The 22,083-nt window shown below is 62.0% G+C and carries 12 protein-coding genes; 8 read left to right on the top strand and 4 right to left on the bottom strand.

Features of this window, described 5'->3' with window-relative positions; genetic code table 11:
* Positions 1 to 61: 61 nt before the first annotated feature.
* The 7 genes from HDG39_RS15525 (at position 62) to HDG39_RS15555 (ending at position 15,943) form a co-directional block, all read left to right on the top strand.
* Entirely contained in the window at positions 62 to 2,437 is a 2,376-nt protein-coding gene (locus HDG39_RS15525) for a TonB-dependent receptor (protein ID WP_184006775.1), read from the top strand.
* Positions 2,438 to 2,999: 562 nt separating this feature from the next.
* Positions 3,000 to 11,597: a hemagglutinin repeat-containing protein gene (locus HDG39_RS15530; protein WP_184006777.1), complete on the top strand. Its 8,598-nt coding sequence runs from the start codon at positions 3,000 to 3,002 to the stop codon at positions 11,595 to 11,597.
* Positions 11,587 to 12,225 (top strand): hypothetical protein, encoded by a 639-nt coding sequence (locus tag HDG39_RS15535; protein WP_184006779.1) that lies wholly within the window; start codon positions 11,587 to 11,589, stop codon positions 12,223 to 12,225. The genes HDG39_RS15530 and HDG39_RS15535 overlap by 11 nt, the downstream gene beginning before the upstream one ends.
* A gap of 114 nt (positions 12,226 to 12,339) precedes the next feature.
* Entirely contained in the window at positions 12,340 to 14,097 is a 1,758-nt protein-coding gene (locus HDG39_RS15540) for a ShlB/FhaC/HecB family hemolysin secretion/activation protein (RefSeq protein ID WP_184006781.1), read from the top strand.
* 57 nt (positions 14,098 to 14,154) lie between these two features.
* Positions 14,155 to 14,835, top strand: a complete 681-nt coding sequence (locus HDG39_RS15545) for a CsgG/HfaB family protein (protein WP_184006782.1) — start codon at positions 14,155 to 14,157, stop codon at positions 14,833 to 14,835.
* An 83-nt stretch (positions 14,836 to 14,918) separates the two neighbouring features.
* Positions 14,919 to 15,272 carry a DUF4810 domain-containing protein gene (locus HDG39_RS15550; protein WP_184006998.1) on the top strand — a complete coding sequence of 118 codons (354 nt, stop codon included), beginning with the start codon at positions 14,919 to 14,921 and terminating at the stop codon, positions 15,270 to 15,272.
* Positions 15,269 to 15,943: a DUF799 domain-containing protein gene (locus HDG39_RS15555; RefSeq protein WP_184006999.1), complete on the top strand. Its 675-nt coding sequence runs from the start codon at positions 15,269 to 15,271 to the stop codon at positions 15,941 to 15,943. Before HDG39_RS15550 ends, HDG39_RS15555 begins: the two co-directional genes overlap by 4 nt.
* A 92-nt stretch (positions 15,944 to 16,035) precedes the next feature.
* Here the strand turns inward: HDG39_RS15555 and HDG39_RS15560 are convergent, their stop codons facing one another.
* From HDG39_RS15560 to HDG39_RS15575, 4 genes are all read right to left on the bottom strand, one after another.
* A complete protein-coding gene (locus HDG39_RS15560; RefSeq protein WP_184006784.1) occupies positions 16,036 to 16,956 on the bottom strand; it encodes an ornithine cyclodeaminase family protein in 921 nt (306 codons plus the stop codon).
* Positions 16,957 to 17,003: 47 nt separating this feature from the next.
* The gene (locus HDG39_RS15565) at positions 17,004 to 17,996 is read right to left on the bottom strand and encodes an asparaginase (RefSeq protein ID WP_184006786.1); all 993 of its coding nucleotides are present in this window, start codon (positions 17,994 to 17,996) and stop codon (positions 17,004 to 17,006) included.
* Positions 17,997 to 18,050: 54 nt separating this feature from the next.
* Positions 18,051 to 19,301: a D-amino acid dehydrogenase gene (locus tag HDG39_RS15570; RefSeq protein WP_184006788.1), complete on the bottom strand. Its 1,251-nt coding sequence runs from the start codon at positions 19,299 to 19,301 to the stop codon at positions 18,051 to 18,053.
* Positions 19,302 to 19,487: 186 nt separating this feature from the next.
* Positions 19,488 to 20,579 (bottom strand): GlxA family transcriptional regulator, encoded by a 1,092-nt coding sequence (locus HDG39_RS15575; protein ID WP_184006790.1) that lies wholly within the window; start codon positions 20,577 to 20,579, stop codon positions 19,488 to 19,490.
* A 320-nt stretch (positions 20,580 to 20,899) separates the two neighbouring features.
* On the opposite strand from HDG39_RS15575, the gene HDG39_RS15580 reads away from it, so the two are divergent.
* A complete protein-coding gene (locus HDG39_RS15580; protein ID WP_184007000.1) occupies positions 20,900 to 22,024 on the top strand; it encodes a branched-chain amino acid ABC transporter substrate-binding protein in 1,125 nt (374 codons plus the stop codon).
* Positions 22,025 to 22,083 lie beyond the last annotated feature (59 nt).

The following is a 22,083-nucleotide window of genomic DNA, read 5'->3' on the forward strand; positions in this document are numbered from 1 at the left end:
TACACCAACGTCAAACAACGCGCGACACGCGCATATATCAAGCCGGCAGGAGTCAATAACGATGAGCATGCGATCACAAGCACGCCGCAAACGCCGGCTTCAGCGGCGTGCCGGCATCACCTTCTGCGTCGGCGGCGCGCTCGCCGGTCTGTCCACGAGCGTATGGGCGCAGGCGGAGCCGCCAGTCGCGGCGTCGGCGCCGGCCTCGGCGTCTTCCGCTGCCTCTTCCAAGGCAGCCGACGACAACGCCAGCAGCAACACGACACCTACCACGACCCTCGCGCCGATCGTCGTCGTAGGCACCACGCCGCTGCTCGGCATCGGCACGCCGCTCACGCTGGTGCCGGCCAACGTGCAGACGGTCCACGCGGCCGATATCCAACGGCAGGGCCGCCAGACACTCAGCGACTACCTCGCGGCGAATCTGCCTAGCGTCACGATCTCCGACGCGCAGGGCAACCCGTATCAGATGAACCTGTTCTATCGCGGCTTCACCGCGTCGCCGCTGCTGGGCACGCCGCAAGGTTTGTCGGTATTCGTCGACGGCGTGCGCGTGAACGAACCGTTCGGTGACGTCGTGAACTGGGACCTGCTGCCGCAACAGGCGATCGACACGATGCAGCTGATCCCCGGCTCCAATCCGACTTTCGGCTTCAATACGCTCGGCGGCGCGCTGTCGATCACGACGAAAAACGGCAAGGACAATCCGGTCGGCGAGGCCGAAATACAGGGCGGCTCGTGGGGACGCAAGGCCGCGCAGATCGAACAGGGCGGCACGATCGGCCAGAACCTCGACTACTACTTCACCGCCAACGCCGCGAACGACAACGGCTGGGCCGAGCAGAACGAGAGCCGCATCCGCCAGGCGTTCGGCAAGCTGCGCTATACCGACGCCGACACGACGCTGTCCTTATCGGCCGGCGGCGCGGACAACGATCTGCACGGCGCGCAAACCATTCCGCGCTCGTTCCTCGGTAACCCGAGGCAACCGTACACGTATCCCGATCGGAATCAGAACAGCGCCGGCTACCTGACGCTGTCGGGAGATCATTACTTCAACGACAACGTCGAGCTGAGCGGCAACGCGTACTACCGGCACTTTCGCAATGCCAACACCAGCAGCAACGTCAACAACGACTACGGCACGATCAATCCCGACGGCACCGTCGATACGTTGCAGGCGACCAACGTACAGTCCACCGTGACGACCGACAGCTACGGCGCGAGCCTGCAACTGACGCTGCTCGGCAAGCTCGGCGGCATGCGGAACCAGTTCATCGCGGGCATGGCCGTCGACGCCGCCGACTCGCGCTTCACGCAGTCGTCGCAGGACGCGGCGTTTACCGATTCGCGCGCGACGGTCGGCATCGGGAATTTCGCACAGCAGACCAACGCGAACACGCACAACACGAACTACGGCATCTACCTGACGGACACGCTCTCCCTGACGCCGCAGTGGTCGCTGACGCTGTCGGGCCGCTACAACTGGGCCGATGCGACGATCGGCGACGAATCCGGCACGCAGCCGCAGCTCGACGGCCACCATACGTTCTCGCGCTTCAATCCGGCGGTCGGCATCAACTGGAATCCGACGCCGGCGCTCACCGCCTACGCGACCTACAACGAGGGCATGCGCTCGCCGACCGCAATCGAGCTGGCCTGCGCCGATCCGAACGCGCCGTGTTCGCTGCCTAACGACTTCATCTCCGATCCGTCGTTGCAGCCGGTCATTTCGAAGACCTATGAAGTCGGCGCGCGCGGCAGGATCGGCGGCAACACGACATGGAGCGCGGCTGCCTACAGCACGACGCTCGACAACGACATCGAGTTCATCAGCAGCAACGGTGCGGGTAGTTCGCGGGGCTTTTTCCAGAACGTCGGGCGCACGCGCCGGCAAGGCGTCGAACTGGCTGGGCAGACGAAATATGGGCCGTTCACAGTGACCGGCAGCTATAGCTACGTCAACGCGACCTACCAGTCGACATGGGTCGAAAGCAGCCCCAGCAACTCGAGCGCCGACGCGAACGGCAACATCACCGTGCATCCCGGCGACCACATCCCGAGCATTCCGGCGACGACCGTCAAGCTGCGGCTCGATTACGCGGCCACCGCGAAATGGCGAATCGGCACGAACCTGACGTGGCGCGGCAGCATCTACGCGCAGGGCGACGAAAACAACCAGGACGTGAACGGCAAGATCTCCGGCTACCTGTTGATCGATATGGACACCTCGTATCAGGTGACGAAGCAGTTGCAGGTGTTCGCGTCGGTGTCGAACCTGCTCGACAAGCGCTATGCGAGCTTCGGCGCGCTCGGGGAGAACTTTTTTACCGGGCCGGGCAATACGTTCAACGGCGCGGCGCCGGTCAACGAGCAGTTTGTTGGGCCCGGTGCGCCGAGGGGGTTCTGGGTGGGGATGAGGTATGCGTGGAAGTAGTGACGTCTGGCGCGGCGGATCGCATGGCTTCAGTCTTTCCGCCACCTGAGGCTTTATCACGAGCGCAATGCCCGGGAACACGGCTCGGTTTTTGAGGAATAAGTACGCCTCGTCGCGGCACCCGTAAGCCCGGCGTTCGATGCCTAACGACTTCGTGCTCGCCAAATCGAGTTCATGAGCGACGTGGCCTATGCTCAGTCGTGGTGGTGCCGGGTCACGGTCAACATTTTTAATTTAAGACAGATCCGTTTTGATAAACATTGACAATAAACGTTAAAAAAATGGCAGGCTTGTGACTCCTGTCTTTACCACGACAAAACACTAATCGGTTCTCTCGGCATTCCAATGAAGGCGGCTTGATGTCGCCTTTTTCAATTACACGGCGAGAAACAGACGTTTATTCGTTTGCATATCCCTTCTGCGCATATTGGCGCTTTGCGTCGATCAGACAATTCCCGTTTCTGATTTCTGTTGTTGCTTCGCACTGCATTGACAATATTTAACTTACCCGAGCGGTGGTATGAGGTATTTTTCGGCAGGTTAAAAAAATACGCTATGCAGAATGAACAAGAACATGTTCAGGCTGGTTTTCAGCCAGTGCCGGAGTATGCTCGTCGCTGTTGCGGAAACCGCCATTGCCCACGGCAACGCAAGTCAGGGCGAGACCCATTCATCGGCCTCACGGCGCCCGATCACACTGTTCGCCATGCGTCACGCAGCTTTCGCCGCGCTGGTGCTGTGCGGACTCGCACCTGTTCTCGCGGATGCGCAGATCGTGCCCTCGGGCGCGCACGCGCCGAATGTCATCCAGACGCGCAATGGTCTGCCGCAGGTCGATATCAACAAGGCGTCGAATGCGGGTGTTTCGGTTAATACGTATTCGCAGTTCGATGTGCAGAAAAACGGCGCGATCCTGAACAACTCGCCCGTTATCACGAACACGCAGCTCGCAGGACAGGTGAGCGGTAACCCGAATCTTTCGCCAGGCCAGTCCGCGCGGATCATTCTCAACCAGGTCAACAGCAATTCGCCCAGCCAGTTGCGCGGCTATCTCGAAGTGGCGGGCAACAGGGCCGAAGTCGTCGTGGCAAACGGTTCGGGGATCGTGGTCGATGGCGGCGGCTTCATCAATACCACGCGCGGCATTCTCACCACCGGTACGCCGATGCTCGATGCGGGCGGCAACCTGAGCGGTTTCAACGTAACTGGCGGCATGATTACCGTCCAGGGCGCGGGCCTGGACGCGACCAATATTGATCAGGTGGACCTGATCTCCCGCGCGGTGCAGGCTAACGCGGCCATCCGCGCCAACGACCTGAATGTCATCACCGGCGCGAATCAGGTCAGTCACGACACGCTTGCGGCCACCCCTATTGCGGGCGATGGTCCCGCGCCGGGCGTGTCTATCGACGTGAGCCAGCTTGGCGGCATGTACGCCAACCGTATCCTGCTGGTGGGCACCGAGAACGGTGTCGGCGTGTCGAATGCGGGCGTTATCGCCGCCCAGGCGGGTGACCTGACGCTCACGACGCAGGGGAAGGTGGTTCTCACCGGCAAGACAACGGCGAGCGGCAATCTTGCGGTGTCAGCGGCGGGCGATGTGGACAACAGCGGGTCGACCTACGCGCTGCAGAACCTGACCATCAGTGCGGGGAACGTCACGTCAACCGCCACCCTCGGCGCGGGCATCAATGCGGATGGCAGCGTTGGCCAGAGCGGCGACCTGACCCTGAGCGCGGCAGATACCCTTTCCGCGACAGGCCAGAACATCGCGGGTGGCAATGCCACGCTTCAGGGCAACAACGTAACGCTTACGGGCAGCCAGAGCGCTGCTAACGGCGCGCTCAATGTTTCCGCCGCACAGACGCTTGACACCAGTGCGGCGACGCTCAACGCGACGCAGCTATCGCTGGCGGCAGCGAACCTCACCAACCACGGCGGCACGCTCACGCAGACCGGCACCGGGCCGACAACCGTCAATGTATCCGGTACGTTCGACAACACGAACGGATCGCTGGCGACGAACAGTTCCAGCCTCACGCTCGCGCCCGCTGCGCTCATCAACGACGGCGGCAGGATTACGGATTCCGGGACCGGCACCCTGTCCATTGCCGCCGGTTCGCTGTCGAACAACGCGGGCACCATCGCCACGAATGGCTCGCTGGACGTCCACGGGGGCGTGGTATCGAACCGGGGCGGGACGCTGGCGGGGCAATCGTCCGCGACGTTTCAGGTGGCCTCGCTCGATAACAGCGCAGGCGGCTATGTCGGCGCACGCGACGTATCGATAAGCGGCACGGGCACGCTGAACAATGCGGGCGGCACGGTGCAGGCCAACGACGTGCTCGACGTGTCAGCGCAGAGCGTCGCGAACGATGGCGGCACGATTGTGAACGGCGGCACCGGAGCCACGACGGTGAGCGCCAGCGGCGCACTCACGAACACCGGCAACGGACTGATCGGCGGCAACGGTGACGTGTCCGTCGCGGGAGGCAGCGTCAACAATGCGGGCGGTACGGTCACCGCATCCGGGGCGACAACCGTGCAGTCCGGCAGCACGCTCGACAATTCAGCGGGTCTGATCCAGGGCAACGGCAGCGTATCGGCCTCGGCATCGGGCGCGCTCGTCAATGCCGGTGGCCAGATCGAATCGGACGGCGCGGGTACGACATTGCAGGTGTCGGGCGCATCGGTGGACAACACCAATGGCCGTATCGCCAATGTCGGCACAGGCGCGACGACCATCAGCGCGGCAACCATCACGAACGCCAACACGGGCGGCTTGAGCGGTGCCGGCACGATCGGCGGCAACGGTGACGTGACTGTGAACGCGCAGACGCTGTCGAACACGGACGGCGCACAGATCGTGTCAGGTCACGACCTGACGCTGAACGCGACGCAGTCGGTGAGTAACACGGGCGGCACACTCTCGGGTGCGAATAACCTCACGCTCGACCAGGCGGGCGCGACGGTCGTGAACCAGAATGGTTCGATCCACGCCAACGGTGCGCTCGGTCTGAACGTGGCGACGCTCGACAACACGTCGGGACGGATCGGCAATGACAACGGTAGCGGTGGCAGCGTTGCCATCACGGCTGGCACGCTGGCAAATCAGGGCGGCGCAATCGGCAGCGACCAGGACCTGAGCGTCGCGACGAACCAACTGACCGGTGACGGCCGCATCGTGGCGGGCCGCGACGGCGCAGTAACCATCAATGGCGACTACACGCTCGACACCGCCAACCTGATCCAGGCGAATCACGATCTGAGCTTCACCACAGCAGGCAGCTTCACGAACCAGGGGACGCTCGGCGCGGTCAACGCGCTGACGGTCAATGCGGCGAACGTGGACAACCAGGCGGGCGCGGACCTCAATTCGGCCAGCACCACCGTCAACGCGGCGAACGCGATCACCAATGAAGGCCGCATCGAGGGCGACACCGTTACGACGAATAGCGCCACTCTGACCAACACCGCCACCATCATCGGCAATATCGTCACGGCGAACGCCAGCCAGTCCATTGTGAACACCGGCCCCGCCGCCATCATGGCCGCCGCTTCGCAACTGAACCTGCACTCGCCCGGCGATATCTCGAACACGGGCGGCGCAAACCTGTTCAGCCTGGGCGATATCAACATCGCCGCCGATGCGACGCGCGACGGTAACGGTCTGCTCGCGAACCGTAGTAATTCAGTCACCAACGACCAGTCCACCATCGAGGCGCAGGGCAATATCGAAGTCGCGACGCAGGCATTGACGAATTCGCGGCCCGCGCCCACGGTTGAGACAGTGACCACCGATGTTGAGACTGAACACCAGACCAAGCGCGGCAAGTACATCATCTGTCCGACCGGTGGTCCGATTCCGGCCTGTTCCAATCCCACCTGGAGCGATGGCTACAAGAATCCGCTCGACGCAACGTTCAGCGCCTCGCAGATCGTGTCGCAGACCTCGGGGCCGAATGCGACCGACAACGTGCTGGTCGTCAACGTCAACGGTCAGCAGCAGACGATCTGGTACAACACACTGACGAAGAACGCTGACGGTTCGGTCACCGTCAACTACTGGGACGACTACGACCCGAACATCAACTACCTGCCATCGACCGAATACCCGACGTTCAGCGGTGGACATAATGGTTATCAGGTCGTCGAGGTCGCGAGAGACACGACGACCACCACGCAGCGGGACCAGGTAACCGGTCCGCAGGGCCAGCAGGCGCAACTGCTGGCGGGCGGCAACCTGACGCTGGCGAACGTCGGTACGCTCAACAACAGCTATAGTGCGATCGCAGCGGGCGGCTTGATCCAGATCGGTTCCAGCCAGCAGGACGGCGAGATTGTCAACGGGAGCGGCAATTACGGCGGCACGCTGGTGAACAATACCGGACAGACGCTGTACCAGTACCAGCGTCAGGACATCGTTTCCACCTATGCGTGGAACGTGGACACCAGCCAGGACCGGCAGACGGTGACGGAACCGTCTATCGTCCTGACGCCTGTGGCGATCGGTGGCACGGGCGGCACGATCATCGCGAATAACGCGGTCCAGATCAGCGGGACCGACATCAACAATACGAATGTTGCAGCGGCGAACTCGGCCACGGGCGCGACGGGCGGCACGCTCGGCGCGAATCAGGCGCTGACGGGCCAGCAGGTCAAGGCCCCGCAGACGGTCGCGAGCAGCACCGGCGCGCTGAACGTCACGTTGCCAAAGAGTGGTCTTTACACGTATCAGACCGCGCCCGGCGCGTCGTATCTGGTGGTGACCGACCCCCGCCTGACCAGCTACACCAGCTTCATTTCCAGCGACTACATGCTGCAGCAGCTCGGCCTGAACCCGCAGACCGTGGAGAAGCGCCTGGGCGACGGCATGTACGAAGAGCAGCTTGTGCGCGAGCAGATCACCCAACTGACGGGCCGCGTGTACCTCCAGGGCTATACGAACAACCTCGACGAGTATCAGGCGCTGATGACGAACGGCGTGAACGTTGCGCAACAGTTCGGGCTTGAGCCCGGTATCGCGCTGACGGCCGCGCAGATGGATGCACTGACCAGCGATATCGTGTGGCTGGTCAGTCAGACCGTCACGCTGCCCGATGGCAGCACGCAGCAGGTCCTCGCGCCCGTTGTCTATCTCGCGCAGACCCATGCGAACGACCTGCAACCGACCGGCGCGCTGATTTCCGCCGATGACGTCGAGATTCATGCGACCGGCAGCGCCACGAACAGCGGCGTGATCAAAGGCGGTACGCAGACGGTCGTCAGCGCCACCGATATCCTGAACCGTGGCGGCACCATCGGCAGCAGCGGGACGAACGGCACCACGGTCGTGGCCGCGACGAACGATGTGGTCAATGCGTCCGGGATGATCAGCGGCAACCGCGTTGCGGTGCTGGCGGGCAACAACATCATCAATACGATGCTGGTCGACACGGTGGGCGTCAGCAACGCGGCCAGCGACAGCAGGATGAACACCACCCTGCTTGGCGCACAGGGCACGATTGCCTCGACCGGCGACATGGTGATTGCAGCGGGCAATGACCTGACCATGCACGGCGCGAATATCACCGCAGGCGGTGACGCGCAGATCACGGCAGGACATGACATCACGGTTGACGCGGTGCAGTCCACAACGTCGCAGTCCGGGATGCAGAACGCGCAGCACCATTGGGAGGCCAGCAGCACGGTCAACGAGACGGGTGCAATCACGGCAGGCGGCAGTCTTGCGATGCAGAGCGGCAACGACACGACGCTCAGGGGCGCGACCGTTGCGGCGGGCGCCGACATGGCGGTGGTGGCGGGCGGCAACCTGACGGCTACCACGGTGACGGACACCGCCACTTTCAACAACGTTGCAACGGACGGCCCCTCCCGCAAGGAGGTTGACCATGCGTACGACGAGCGGTCGGTCGGCACGACCTTTACCGCAGGCGGCAATGCGACGCTTGGCGCAGTCAGCACCGACGCGGGCAAGGGCAACGTGACGCTGACCGGCTCGACGCTCACGGCGGGCGTAACGAACGGCATGGATAACGGCACAGGTGCGGCGACCATCGCGGCCACCGGTAACCTGACGCTCAATGAGGCCCGCGAAGAACACGACAGCTATCAGGCGGTCCAGTCGAAGCGCGGCAGTATCGTCAGCGGTTCGACCACCGACACGATGCAGGCCACGCAGGCCAATATCGGCATCGCGAGCACCGTGTCGGGCGATACGGTGACGGTGCAGGCGGGGCGTGACCTGACCATTCAGGGTAGCAACGTGGTCGGGACAAACGATGTGAAGCTTGGCGCGGCGGGCAATGTCAATATCACGGCATCGCAGGACACGCAGCAATCGCAGAGCGACTATAGCAAGCGGGAATACGGTTTCCTGTCGGGCCTGAATCCGCTGAACCAGCTTGACGGCGGCTTGCAGGGCTACACCATTGGCACGCGCACCACCACCAATGCGCAGCAGGCGACGCAGGTCGCGAACAATGGCAGCATGATCGGCTCGCTGAACGGCAACGTCACCGTCACGTCCGGCAATGACCTGCATGTGACGGGCAGTACGCTGCACGCAGGCAACGACCTGAATCTCGCGGGCAAGACCGTGACGATCGATGCCGCGCAGGATACCGCGACGCAGAACGAGCAGCAGTCATTTAAACAGACGGTGATATCTGCGGGCGTGAGCAACCCGGTCATTGCGGCGGTGCAGACCGCGAACCAGATGCGCAAGGATGTGAAGCAGACGAACGGCGACGCGCGGCTCGATGCCCTCGCCGCTGCGACGACAGGGCTTGCAGCGAAGAACGCCTATGACGCCGTCATGAGCGATCCGACAGCGGTCGGCGGTGTGGGTATCAATGTGTCGCTCGGCACCAGCCACAGCAACAGCAACTCGGCGGCATCGTCCACTACGGCGGTGGGCAGCACCATATCGGCAGGACACAACCTGAATATCGCGGCCGCTGGTGCAGGAGCCGATAGCAACATCAATGTCACCGGCAGCAACCTCACCGCAGGCAATAACGCGACGCTCAATGCCGAAGGCGCCATCAACCTTCAGGCCGCACAGAACACCGATAGCCAGCAGAGTACGAACAGCGGATCGAGCGCGAGTATCGGCGTGACGTTCGGCGTCGGCAAATCGAACGGTATCTCGTTCCAGGCAGGTGTCTCGGGTACGAAGGGCAACGGTAACGGCAGCGATACGACGTGGACCAACACACACGTCAACGCGGGCAACACGCTCACGCTGCAATCGGGTGGCGATACGAACCTGAAGGGCGCGGTGGCTGACGGCCAGCAGGTGATTGCCAATGTGGGCGGGAACCTGAATATCGAGAGCCTTCAGGACACCAGCACCTACGATTCGAAGCAGCAGAGCGGCGGAGTGTCGGTGAGCGTGTGCGTGCCGCCGCTCTGCTACGGCGCATCGAGCGTGGCCGGCAACATCAGCCAGCAGAAGATGAACAGCGACTATGCGAGCGTGACTGAACAGTCAGGCATCAGCGCAGGCGACGGCGGTTTCCAGATCGATGTGAAGGGCAATACGGATCTCAAGGGTGCCGTGATTGCCAGCAGCGATGCGGCCGTTCAGAGCGGCGTCAATAGCCTGACGACGGCGACGCTCACGCACAGCGACATCGAGAACACGGCTGAATACAGTGCGCAGTCGGTTGGCATCAGCGGAGGCTATGGCGGCGACATCGGCAAGAGCCAGGCCGGCAAGGCGGATAACACCAATCCGGTGCCCGGCACAACGTTGCCAAAGAGTGGCGGTCTTTCGATGGCGCCCCCGATTGTCATGAGCGCGTCGGGTGACGCGAGCGGGACGACGAAAAGCGCGATCAGCGGCGGCACCCTCACGGTCACCGATGGCGCGAAACAGCAGCAGCTGACCGGGCAAACGGCTGAGGAAGCGGTTGCGGGCATCAGCCGGGATACGTCGGATACGCTGGGGTCGGTCGCGCCGATCTTCGACAAGGACAAGATCGAGGCTGGCTTCGATATCACCAGCCAGTTCATCAATCAGGTTGGCACGTTCGTGAACAACCGGGCGAAGGAAGCGGATGCCGCGAAGGCAGCGGCCAACGATCCTAACCTGACGCCGGAACAGCGCGCGGTGGCGCAGCAGCAGGCCGACCAGCTCACCGCCGAATGGGGGCCGGGCGGCAACTACCGGCAGGTGCTGACCGCGCTGACGGTGGCGGCGGGCGGCAACGTGACGGGAAGCGCAGGCCAGTTCGCGCAGAGTGCGACGATTGCATATATCCAGCAACTCGGCGCGGCTGAAGTCAAGCAGATCGCGGACAGCCTGGACAGTGACACGGCACGCGCGGCGCTGCATGCGATCGTGGGATGCGCGGGCGCGGCGGCCAGCAGCCAGAGCTGCGGCGCGGGTGCGTTGGGCGCGTCTGCGAGTTCGGTGATTGGTAGTCTGCTGGCACCGACAGATGGAATGTCGGCGGAAGATCGCCAGGCGCGGGAGAATCTGGTGACGAGTCTCGTCGCGGGCATCGCCACGGCGTCCGGTGTGAACGCGGCGACAGCGACTGGCGCGGGACAGATCGAAGGGGAGAACAACCAGTTTTCCGTTGCGGTACCTGCGGCGAGTTCGGCATTGCCGGGGTGGCTGGTGGAACTTGGCAAGCTGCCTGGCTTCAAGGGGGAAACGGCCAGCAAGGGCGATGGAGTGATCGCCGATCCGGCCACCGAGCTTGATCCGACGATCAAGGCGGGTACGCCCACGACGACGCCTTCGGGATCGGGCGTGATCGACGACATTTTCAAAACCCCGCCAGTTGTAGATGTGGCTAAGGGGCTGGTTGACTATGTTATTACGTCGGTCAGCGGTGACAAGGCAACCGGGGGAGCACCGCCTAATTTGACGCCGGACGGTGCGGGGCGTAGCGGGGCTTTCAACGAAGCAAAGCGCGCCGCTGGCATCCCTGTTAGCCAACAACCGAGTGCTGTTTATCCAAACACGGATAGGCGTGGGGACCCGCAGCCGGGCTATCAGTACGAGTTTACTGTCCCGGCGCCCGGTGGCGGAACACAGACGGTTATCATTCGCGACGATGCTGCTGGTCACTATTATGGTGACAACGACTTACAAAATCGAGGCCCTCACTTCAACGACCCTGCAGGGAATCACTATGACTATTGAGATTACGGTCCTTTCGAGCGCAGATGCATTTTCAGATAACAAGGTCGTTCGACTTCAGCGTACAGCATTCCCGGACAATCTTTCTCTCTCAGCCACCGAATGGACGGTGCAGAGACACCACGCGTCAAGCTCGTTTCTGGAGGTCCTGAACTTCGTATTCGCGCAGATTCTAGAGCGGTTGAAAGGCTATGAAATATGGTTGCTCACTGGAGACACAGCTTGGCAACCAGATACGAGGATTGTGCGCTACCGGAAGCGGTTTAATGCACTCAAGGTACAGGGCATCGATTTCGAAGCGATACCAGAGCGCTACGAATCAATGGTCGAACATGACGGGAAACTAAAGTTTTTTGGTGCTGTTCGACTGGAAGCGTCCGTAATCCATCTTGTGCCACTGACAACGACGCCACGGTCATGTACCTACATCGTCGCACTGCCGAATCCCAGTGACTTTCGGTTTCCGCTTTCACTCGGATGGTCAGGCCAATTGAACGAAGACAGCCGACTAGTTGCTAGCATCGTAGATCACGGCGGTATCGTATTCCAGCGAGTGGGTTTTTTCGATGATCCTCAAGTTGGACTTGTAGCCGTGGGGAGTCCCACGATACTGGCGCGCATTGCGGCGTGACATCTAATGAATTTCGACGTGGATGAAAGCAGACCCTTGATTCACAAAAAACTGTGAGCTGCTGCTGAGTAGCAATGTTGTCAGCATCGACGAATAAAAATTTCTGAAACAACAATGAAGATTAGAAAGAGGCTGGTGGCTTTGCCGCTCACAGCTTTGGCATCGCTCGCCTTCGCGCAACAAACCCCGACGCCCACACCAGAGGACAAGGCAGCGGCGGCACGCGCCAGCGCCGAACAGAACCAGCAGGTTGAGCAGCAACGCAATGCGCAGGAACGCGACGCGACCATCAACGCGCCTTCGGTGCGTTCGACGGTTGAGCGCGCTTCAGGCTGGCCTGAACTGCCGACCGAAACACCGTGCTTTTCCATCGACTCGTTCGTGCTCGACGTGCCTGCGACGCTGCCGGATGCAGTACGCAAACATGGCGCATCTGCGTTGCCGCTCGACCGCTTCGCGTTCGCCCGCGAATGGCTCGACCATTACCGTGGGCAATGCGTCGGCAAGGCGGGACTCGACACGCTCACCAAAGGATTGCAGCAGGCTATCCTCAGTCGTGGCTATATCACGACACGCGTGCTGCTGCCCGAACAGGACCTCGCTACCGGCACGCTTAAGTTTGCGCTGGTGCCGGGTGTCGTGCGAACGATCCGCTTCGCCAACCCCGCCACGCGCGGCGTATGGAAAACGGCCTTCCCAACCCGCGAGGGCGACATGCTGAACCTGCGCGACCTCGAACAGGGACTCGAACAGATGAAGCGCGTCAGCAGCCAGGACGTTGACATGAAAATCGAACCTACCGACGTACCGGGCGAAAGCGATGTCGTCGTGACGGTAAAGCGCGCGAAGCCCTGGACGGTGGTCGCGTCGGTGGACAACTCTGGCACCCGCGCCACCGGCAAGCTGCAAGGCAATCTGAGCCTCGGCATCGACAACCCGCTTGGTCTGAACGACATTTTCAACGTCGGTGTGAGCCAGGACCTCGAATTCGGTGACAAAGGTCTCGGCTCGCACGGCTGGAACGGCTTCTATTCGGTTCCGTGGGGCTACTGGACCGGCACGCTATCGGCCTACACGAACACGTACTACCAGCAGATTGCGGGCGCCAACCAGACGTTCGTATCGAGCGGCAACGCGCAGACCGTTGACTTCAAACTTCAGCGGGTATTGATGCGCAGCCAGAACAACGTACTTGGCGCGCAGTTCCGCCTGACGAAGCGCTTCGGTGAAAGCTTCATTGAAGACACCGCTATCCCGCAGCAGCGGCGCAACAACACGTTCATCGAGGCGGGCCTTACCGATCGCCACTACTTCGGCAGTTCGCAGTTCGACGGCAGCCTCGCGTACCGTCAGGGCGTGGGTGGACTAGGGGCGACACCAGACTTCTACGAGAATGGCCCGACTTACCGCTTCCGCATGGCCGTCCTCGACGCGAACCTGTCAATGCCGTTCAGGATAGCAAGCCAGCCATTGCGTTACGTGACGAGCGTGCATGGGCAGTTCACGAACAACACGCTGAACTATATCGATGACCTGACCATCGGCAGCCGCTACACGGTGCGCGGCTTCGACGGCGAAACGATGCTCGCGGCCGAACGTGGTTTCTTCTGGCGCAACGAGTTGCAGCTACCGGTTGGATCGACCGGACAGTCACTTTACGCAGGCATCGACTACGGGCACGTGTTCGGACCGAACGCCGCATATCTCGCCGGGACACAGCTGGCAGGTGCGGTGATCGGTGTGCGCGGTAGTGCATCAGCAAAGGCTGGCGCGCTCGCCTACGACCTGTTCGCCGGGACGCCGATCTACAAGCCGTCAGATTTTCCCACTGCGCGCGTGACGATCGGTTTCCAGTTGACCGCTCAATTCTGAAATTCACCCTGCCGACGCTATCCCGGTTTTCGGCGTTTCAACCAAGAGGAAAACAAAATGAAGTTATCGAAAACGAATGGGCTTGGAGCCGTTGCTGTTGCAGTTGCCGTGGCGCTGGGCGGATGTGCAACCGAGTCGTCGCGCTCGCTGCCGGTGCCCCCCGTCGCCAGTGCGCAGAAGCCAGCAGTGGGCCAACCCATCGGCATTTCAGTCGGCAGGTTCGACAACCGGTCGAGCTATATGCGCGGCATCTTCTCGGACGGCGTTGACCGTCTCGGTGGGCAGTCCAAAACCATCCTGATCACGGCGCTCCAGCAGACTGGGCGCTTCAATGTGCTCGATCGCGACAACCTCGACGAGATCCGCCAGGAAGCAGGCTTCCTCAAAAAAGCACAATCGATCAAGGGGGCGCGCTTCGTCATCACCGGGGACGTAACGGAGTTCGGTCGCAAGGAGGTTGGCGACCAGCAGCTGTTTGGCATCCTCGGCCGTGGCAAGAGTCAGGTGGCCTACGCAAAGGTCAGCCTGAACGTCGTCGACACGACAACATCGGAAGTCGTGGTGTCGAGCCAGGGGGCGGGTGAATTCAGCCTTTCGAACCGCGAAGTCATCGGCTTCGGCGGCACCGCCGGTTACGACTCGACGCTGAACGGCAAGGTGCTCGATCTGGCGATCCAGGAGGCCGTCAATCATCTGGTCGAGCAGGTCGATGCAGGCACGCTCAAGGCCGCACAGTAAGTGCGCCGGGCCATTGCGTCCATCCACTTTCAACCCCAGCTGCAATAAACATAATGACGCGATTCACGATGAAACATAGCCGCATGATGCGGGGAATCTGTCTGCCAGCAATGGCGACAGCCATGCTCCTCACGGGATGCGCGGCGAACCGCCCCCAGCCTCTTTACCAGTGGACCGGCTACCAGCCGGCCGTGTACGACTATCTCAAGGGGGAAAAGGCTCCGCAGGAGCAGATCGATGCGCTGGAAAAGGCCCTCCAGGACATCAGCGGCAAGGGGCACACGCCGCCGCCGGGATTTCATGCGCAACTGGGCATGCTGTACGCGAGTGTCGGGAACGACACCCGGGCCATGCAGGAGTTCGAGTCCGAGAAACAGCTGTTTCCGGAGTCCTCGACCTACATGGACTTCCTGATGAAGAAACCGAAACAGCCCTGAGCGAGCCGACATGTCCAAGATCCTTCAAACTCTGGTTTGCGCTATCGACTGTTGCACTGCTGTCCGCGTGCGCGCAACCTGTGAAGCACGCCGACTACACGGCATTCAAGAACAGCCGGCCGCGCTCGATCCTGGTGCTGCCGCCGACCAATGAAACGGCGGACGTTCAGGCGACCAACAGCATGCTCTCGCAGATGACGATGCCGCTCGCCGAATCCGGCTACTACGTGGTACCGGTAGCGGTGATGGACGAAACGTTCAAACAGAACGGCCTGACGATGGCGGCCGAGATCGAGGCGACCTCGCCCGCGAAGCTGCGCGAAATCTTCGGTGCCGACACGGCCCTGTATTCGAAGATCACACAGTACGGCTCCGTGTACCACATCGTCGACAGTGCAACAGTAGTAACGGCGTCCGCCAGGCTGGTCGATCTCAAGACCGGTGACGTGCTATGGCAGGGTAGTGCGAGCGCCAACAGCAACGAGGGCAACAACAATGCTGGCGGTGGCCTGATCGGCATGCTGGTCATGGCAGCGATCAAGCAGGTTGCGAATTCGCTGACGGACAGGGGGCACGATATTGCCGGAGTGACGAGCTATCGGCTTCTGCACGCCGGGCCGCCGAACGGGCTGCTGTACGGGCCACGGTCACCTCAATACGGCACTGATTGAGCAATCCTCGATCAGCAGGGACTGGCTGTGGCGGAAGATGGCTCGTACGGTACTGGGTTGTCGATTTAATACATGATCTGGAAGGCGTGCCACTACTCTTCGCGGGTCATACGGCGTGTGACCAGGCCGGCTAGCGCAACGTCCGCAAGACCGAAGCCGAGCGACTTAAAAATTGTCACGTCGCCTCGTGCGCGATCCGCAATCTGGGGATTCGTGAGTACCACGCCCAGTTCGACGACGCGGTCCCAGTCGACAACACCCGGCGCGGCCATCAGCAGATCGCCCGCTTCGGTACGCGCCTGCTCCAGCGACTCGACGACAAGCGTGCTCGCGCGCACCAACAGCGCGTCGTCGAGTTCGCGCGCATCGGGTTTGCTCGAACCGATCGCCGCGACGAATGCGCCCGGCTTCACACACGTGCCGTCAAAGAGGGGCGTCGCGCTTCGCGTCGCGGTGACGATCACATCGGCGGCCTGAGCGGCTGCGTGCGCGTGGCTGCCTTCGATCAGTTTGTCGGGGAAATACGCCTGCATTTCCGCAACCGTCTGCGCGACATGGTCGATTCCGACGATCAGCACGCGCTCGATGCTGGAATTGTCGGCGAGCGCCCGGATATGGGCTCTGGCCTGCCGGCCGGTGCCGAACACCGCGAGCACGCGTGCATCGGGCCGTGCGAGCGCATCGCTGGCGATACGCGTGACTGCGGCGGTGCGGAATTCGGTTAATGCATCGCCGTGGACGATCGACGTCAATTGTCCGTCGTCGCTCGAGAAGAGCTGAACGACGAAATCGAACCGGCCGCGATGCGTCGAATAGATCTTCGCGCCGCACACACCCGCACTCGGCAGGATTGCACCCATCGCACTGATCGATACATGCTCGCCCTTCGTTCTGACGCGCGGCTGAACCGATGCGCGGCCCGCGCCGTGTTCGATCAGCGCAAGGCGTAGTTCGGCAATTGCGTCGCGCATGGTGATCAGACGGCGCACATGGTCGTCGGTAATGAAATGCATGATGTTGTGTCGGCTCAGATGAGAGTTGGTCGTCAGGAACGGCGGTTTCAATAGCGTTCGAACGCGGCCTGCAACGTATTCGTGTCGCAGTCTTGCGTGAGTGCCAACGTGAGAAGCAGTCGGGCTTTCTGCGGAACCTGGTCGTCTACGGTCAGCCAGCCATACTCGTCGTCGGGTTGCGCGCCGTTGCGCAGCACGATGCCGTTGCCGGTGCGCGATGCCCGAACCACGTGCACGCCGCGCCGTGCTGCTGCCCGAAGTGTCGTGAGCAGATGACTGGCGACGTTGCCGTTGCCGGTGCCTACAAAGATCAGCCCGCGCGCGTTCGCGGCGATTGACGCGAGCGCATCGGACTCGAGTGCGCCGTATCCGTAGGCGATGTCGACTTTGGGCAGGCAGGCAAGCCTGTCGAGCGACCACGGCGTGTCGAGCGTATGCGCGCGCGATGGGCGGCGATAGTAGTGCGGCACGCCTTCGATCACATATCCAAGCGCACCATAGGGCGAACGAAACGCTTCGAGCTTGAAGCTGTTGCTCTTGACGACATCGCGCGCAGTGTGTATTTCGCTATTGGCGACGACCAGCGTGCCGATGCCGTGCGACGACGGGTGCGCCGCGACCGCGATTGCATCGTAAAGATTAAGCGCCGCATCGGAACTCATCGCCGACGGCGGGCGCATCGATCCCACTACGACGACCGGTTTTACGCTTTTGAGCGTCAGATGCAGAAAATAGGCGGTTTCTTCGATCGTGTCGGTGCCGTGGGTGATTACCACACCGTCCACATCCTGCTGGGCAAGCACATTGGCAACGCGCTTGCCGATTGCCAGCAGATGTTCGTTATTGAAGTTCTCGGAGCCCGTTTGCAGCAACTGCTCCGAGCGCAGATTGGCCAGCGCCAAGGCATGAGGGATGGTATCGAGAACCTCGTCGATGCCAAGCACCGAGCACAGGTAGGCAGACGTGTTGACGGCGGCTTTGCCCTGGCCGGCAATGGTGCCGCCGGTGCCGATTACCAGGATGTTGGGCTTGGCTGTCATGCGGATTGGATCGGGTAAGGGGAACGCGCTCGCGAAACGCATCGCATCGCGGCATTAATTTGAAAGGGCGAACGTGCGGCGCAGTTCGTGGCCGGCACTGCTTGCCAGCCAGTCAGCGAGCAGCGCGGCGGAACCCGTCGCGAGCGTGAATCCGAGCGCGCCGTGGCCGACGTTGAGCCACAAGTTGCGGTAACGTGTCGGTCCGACAATCGGCGTGCCGCGCGGGGTGGCCGGGCGTAGGCCAGTCCATTCGCGGGCAGTGATGGACCCGGTCAAGTCAGGGAGCAAGGCGGCTGTCTCGGTATGCAGTGTCCCCAGCCGGATGGGATCGGCTTCGAGCGAATAGCCTTCAATGTCGGCAATGCCCGCAACGCGTAATCGATCACCAAGTCGCGCATAAACGACTTTGCGGCTGAAATCCGTGACGCTGAGGCGCGGCGCGACCGTCTCCGGTTGCAGATCGAACGTGAGGCTGTAGCCCTTGAGCGGATAGACCGGCACACGGATATGCAGCGCCTTCAGAAGGTGGGCCGCCCCGGCGCCCGATGCGACGACGATATGATCCGTTGCGAGCGGCGCGCCTTTCTGGAGAGCTTCCACGTCGCCGTTCGCGTTGAGTCTCAAAGTGTCGATCGGCGTATTCATCAGCAAGCGAACGCCGCGTTCGCGCAGCACGGCCGCGAGGCCTTCGCAGAAGCGCAAACAATCGGCGGTTTCCTCGCTCGGTGTATGAATGCCGCCCGCGAGAAGCGGCTTGACGTGTGACAGCGCCGGTTCGAGTTCGACGCAGGCGTCAGCGTTCAGCGCCTGCTGTTCACAACCGAGCGCGCGCTGGAATTCGAGCAGTCTCAGGGCATTTTGCATGGCGTTCGCGTCACGGTGCACCACGAGCTTGCCCGAGCGAACGAAGTCGAAGTCGAGCGTGGGTTCTGTGCCGATCAGCTCGTGCATGAGCGTTCGACTCAGGAACGAGAGCGACAGCAGACTGCGTGTCGTCAGTTCGCTGCGTTCGCGAGTACATGCTGAGAGAAATTCGAAGCACCAGCGCCATTGCTCGAGGCTCAGCTTGGGCCGCAGACGCACAGGCGAATCGCGCTGCGTCAGCCAGCGCGGCAGCTTCGAGACGACGCCAGGGCCGGCGAGCGGCGCGACATAGCTGTACGACAGTTGGCCGCCGTTGCCGGAACTGGTCTCGCCCGCGACGTCCGCGTGCCGGTCGGCGACCGTCACGTCGTGGCCCGCGCGACTCAGGTAATACGCGCTCGACAAGCCGATGACGCCTGCACCGACGATCAATATCCGCATGCTGTCGTACTCGCTCTCTGGGGTGATTTGCGTTGGGCGTGTGCCACGCGATGCATGGCTTGCCCGATAACTAAACTGTACGGTGGCATCGATGCAGAGGAATTGCACCGATCTGCCGGAAAATAGAAGAAACGCGACAGATGCCTGCGGGACGAGACGAAATGCGCCGCGCGCGGCCCGCGAGGGTCAGGCCGTGGCGGCGCTCCGCGAGGCGCGTAGCTTGCCCGGCGTCACGCCATAAGCCTCGCGGAACACGCGGATGAAATGTGCGGAGTCCGCGAAGCCGCACTCGTACGCAATGTCAGTAATCTTGCGTGCCGTGTTGACGAGCATCCAGCGCGCGTAGCGCAGGCGCATGCGCCGATAGAACTCGTTCGGCGATGTGTCCATCTCCGCCATGAACGCGCGTTCGAGATTGCGCACGCTGGTGCCGATCATCTTCGCGATGACGGCAATGTTCAGCGGTGCTTCGAGGTTCTCTTCCATCAGCAGCACCGCGTGACGCACCGTGGCATCGTCGACGGAAAGGTAGCCGAGCGCCGCGCGCCGCTCGACAAACGAGGAGCCGCCCTGACGGCTCACTGTCATCTGATGGATCACCTTCGACGCGCGATCCGGTCCGCAATGCAGGCTGATCAGGCGCGCGGCCAGTTCGACCACGGAAATCCCGCCCGCACAGGTGATGCGGTCGCCGTCAATCAGATAGTCGGCGTGCGTGATGACACGCAAGGCCGGAAACATGCGCCGGTAGTCGTCGAGATGGAAGCTGTGCACGCAGGCGACGCGATCTTCGAGCAGGCCCGCACGCGCCAGCACGAAGCTGCCGGTGCACATGCCGACTAGCGGAATGCCCGCGTGGACGGCCTGTTTCAGATAGTCCCAGTAGCGACGGTCGACGTGATCGAGATGCGGCAGCAGGCCGCCTATCACGACCAGATAGTCGAATTGCGTGACGTCTGGAAACACGGACTGCACCTGCACCGGAATACCGCAGCTCGCCTCCACCGATTCGCCTTGCACGCCGACGATCGTCCACAGGCAGCGCAACTGACGGCTCTGGTCGCCGCGATCCGCGGCATGGCGCAGCGCATCGCACAGGCCGGCGAGCGACAGCATGGGAAAGCGCGGCCATAAGAGGATGCCAACGCTCAATTCCGCTTCGGAGCGGCTTGCGCGTTTCTGGAGCGTACGCGGTAACGCGTCCAACTGCTCGACCAGTTCGTGAGCCGCCTGCGTATGGGGCTGGGAAACGCTAGGAGGAGGGTCAGCAGTCGGCATGCGCGAACTCGTGGGCGGTTCGTTCTGATTATACGGTGACGGGTTGCGAATCGGTGTGGCTGGCGCTTGCCGCAATTCTTCTATTTTCCGGCAGATCGATTCAATGCCGCGGCATTCTGGCTGCATAAATTTGTAACCGCTAACGAACGACGCCGCGCCCCGAGGTGCGGCTCGCTCCAGCGAAGGCAGGCATACCGGCCGCATTGAGACGCATGCGGCTTGTGCGTCCGGTCGACGGACGGCGCTGGCCGCTCGTCCCGGCCAACCACAACTACTTTTTCGGGTGAAGCATGAGCAAAAGCACAGCCTTGGGTCGCGGCATGGCGACTGTCGGCATTCTGGGGACGTTGGCGGCCGCTGCAATGGGCGTCGCCCGTGCCGACGAGATGGTGAAGATCGGCGAAGCCGCGCCCGTGACCGGACCGGCTTCGTACCTGGGCAAGGACACCGAAAACGGCGCGCGCCTCGCGATCGAGGAAATCAACCAGAGCGGCCTCATGATCGGCGGACGCAAGGTGACGCTGGTGTTCGACGCACAGGATGATGCCGGCGACCCGCGTCAGGCGACTCAGGTTGCCCAGAAACTGGCGGACGACAAGGTTGTCGCGGTGGTCGGGCACATGCAGTCGGGCTCGACCATTCCCGCTTCAAAGATCTACAACGATGCGGGTATCGTGCAGGTCTCGCCATCTGCGACGAATCCTGCGTACACGCTGCAGGGATTCAAGACTGCATATCGTGTCGTCGCGACGGACGCTCAGCAAGGTCCGACGCTTGCCGACTACGCGGCAAAAACGCTGAAGGTGAAAACGGTTGCGATCGTCGACGACTCGACCGCCTACGGTCAGGGACTTGCCGTCGAATTCGAGAAGCAGGCGAAGGCGGACGGCATCACGGTGTTGTCACATGACGCGAGCACCGACAAGGCGGTCGATTTTCGCGCGATTCTCACGAAAATCAAAGGCGAAAAGCCCGACGCGATCATGTACGGTGGACTTGACGGCACGGGCGGCCCGTTCGCGAAGCAGGCGAAGCAACTCGGCATTACGGTGAAAGTACTGGCCGGCGACGGCTTATGTGCCGACGATCTCGCGAAACTTGCCGGCGACGCATCCGATAACGTGATCTGCTCGATTGCCGGTGCGCCGCTGCTGAAAATGGCCGAAGGACCAGCTTTCGTCGAACGTTACAAGAAGCGTTTTGGCTATGCACCGGTCTTGAACTCACCGTTCGCATACGACGCGGTGGGCGTTATCGTCGCTGCGATGAAGCGCGCGCAATCGGCCGACTCCGCGAAGATTCTCGCCGCGATGCCGGCCACCGACTACCACGGTGTGCTCGGTGAAACGCAATTCGATTCGAAAGGCGATCTGCGGCACGGCGTAATTTCGCTGTACAAATATGTTGGAGGCAGACAGACGTTGCTGGGCGTCGTGGAGAAGTAGCTGTTGAGCATGCTCGGCATTCGTGAGAAAGCCGCCCTTCCAGGGCGGCTTCTTTGTGC

Source organism: Paraburkholderia lebeckiae (assembly GCF_014201005.1).
In the GTDB taxonomy this organism is placed as follows: domain Bacteria; phylum Pseudomonadota; class Gammaproteobacteria; order Burkholderiales; family Burkholderiaceae; genus Paraburkholderia; species Paraburkholderia tuberum.

Excerpts from the sequence above, each read along its gene's own strand:
- HDG39_RS15525 (WP_184006775.1), top strand. The coding sequence starts at position 62 with ATGAGCATGCGATCACAAGCACGCCGCAAACGCCGGCTTCAGCGGCGT.
- HDG39_RS15530 (WP_184006777.1), top strand. The coding sequence starts at position 3,000 with ATGAACAAGAACATGTTCAGGCTGGTTTTCAGCCAGTGCCGGAGTATG.
- HDG39_RS15535 (WP_184006779.1), top strand. The coding sequence starts at position 11,587 with ATGACTATTGAGATTACGGTCCTTTCGAGCGCAGATGCATTTTCAGAT.
- HDG39_RS15540 (WP_184006781.1), top strand. The coding sequence starts at position 12,340 with ATGAAGATTAGAAAGAGGCTGGTGGCTTTGCCGCTCACAGCTTTGGCA.
- HDG39_RS15545 (WP_184006782.1), top strand. The coding sequence starts at position 14,155 with ATGAAGTTATCGAAAACGAATGGGCTTGGAGCCGTTGCTGTTGCAGTT.
- HDG39_RS15550 (WP_184006998.1), top strand. The coding sequence starts at position 14,919 with ATGATGCGGGGAATCTGTCTGCCAGCAATGGCGACAGCCATGCTCCTC.
- HDG39_RS15560 (WP_184006784.1), bottom strand. The coding sequence starts at position 16,956 with ATGCATTTCATTACCGACGACCATGTGCGCCGTCTGATCACCATGCGC.
- HDG39_RS15565 (WP_184006786.1), bottom strand. The coding sequence starts at position 17,996 with ATGACAGCCAAGCCCAACATCCTGGTAATCGGCACCGGCGGCACCATT.
- HDG39_RS15570 (WP_184006788.1), bottom strand. The coding sequence starts at position 19,301 with ATGCGGATATTGATCGTCGGTGCAGGCGTCATCGGCTTGTCGAGCGCG.
- HDG39_RS15575 (WP_184006790.1), bottom strand. The coding sequence starts at position 20,579 with ATGCCGACTGCTGACCCTCCTCCTAGCGTTTCCCAGCCCCATACGCAG.
- HDG39_RS15580 (WP_184007000.1), top strand. The coding sequence starts at position 20,900 with ATGGCGACTGTCGGCATTCTGGGGACGTTGGCGGCCGCTGCAATGGGC.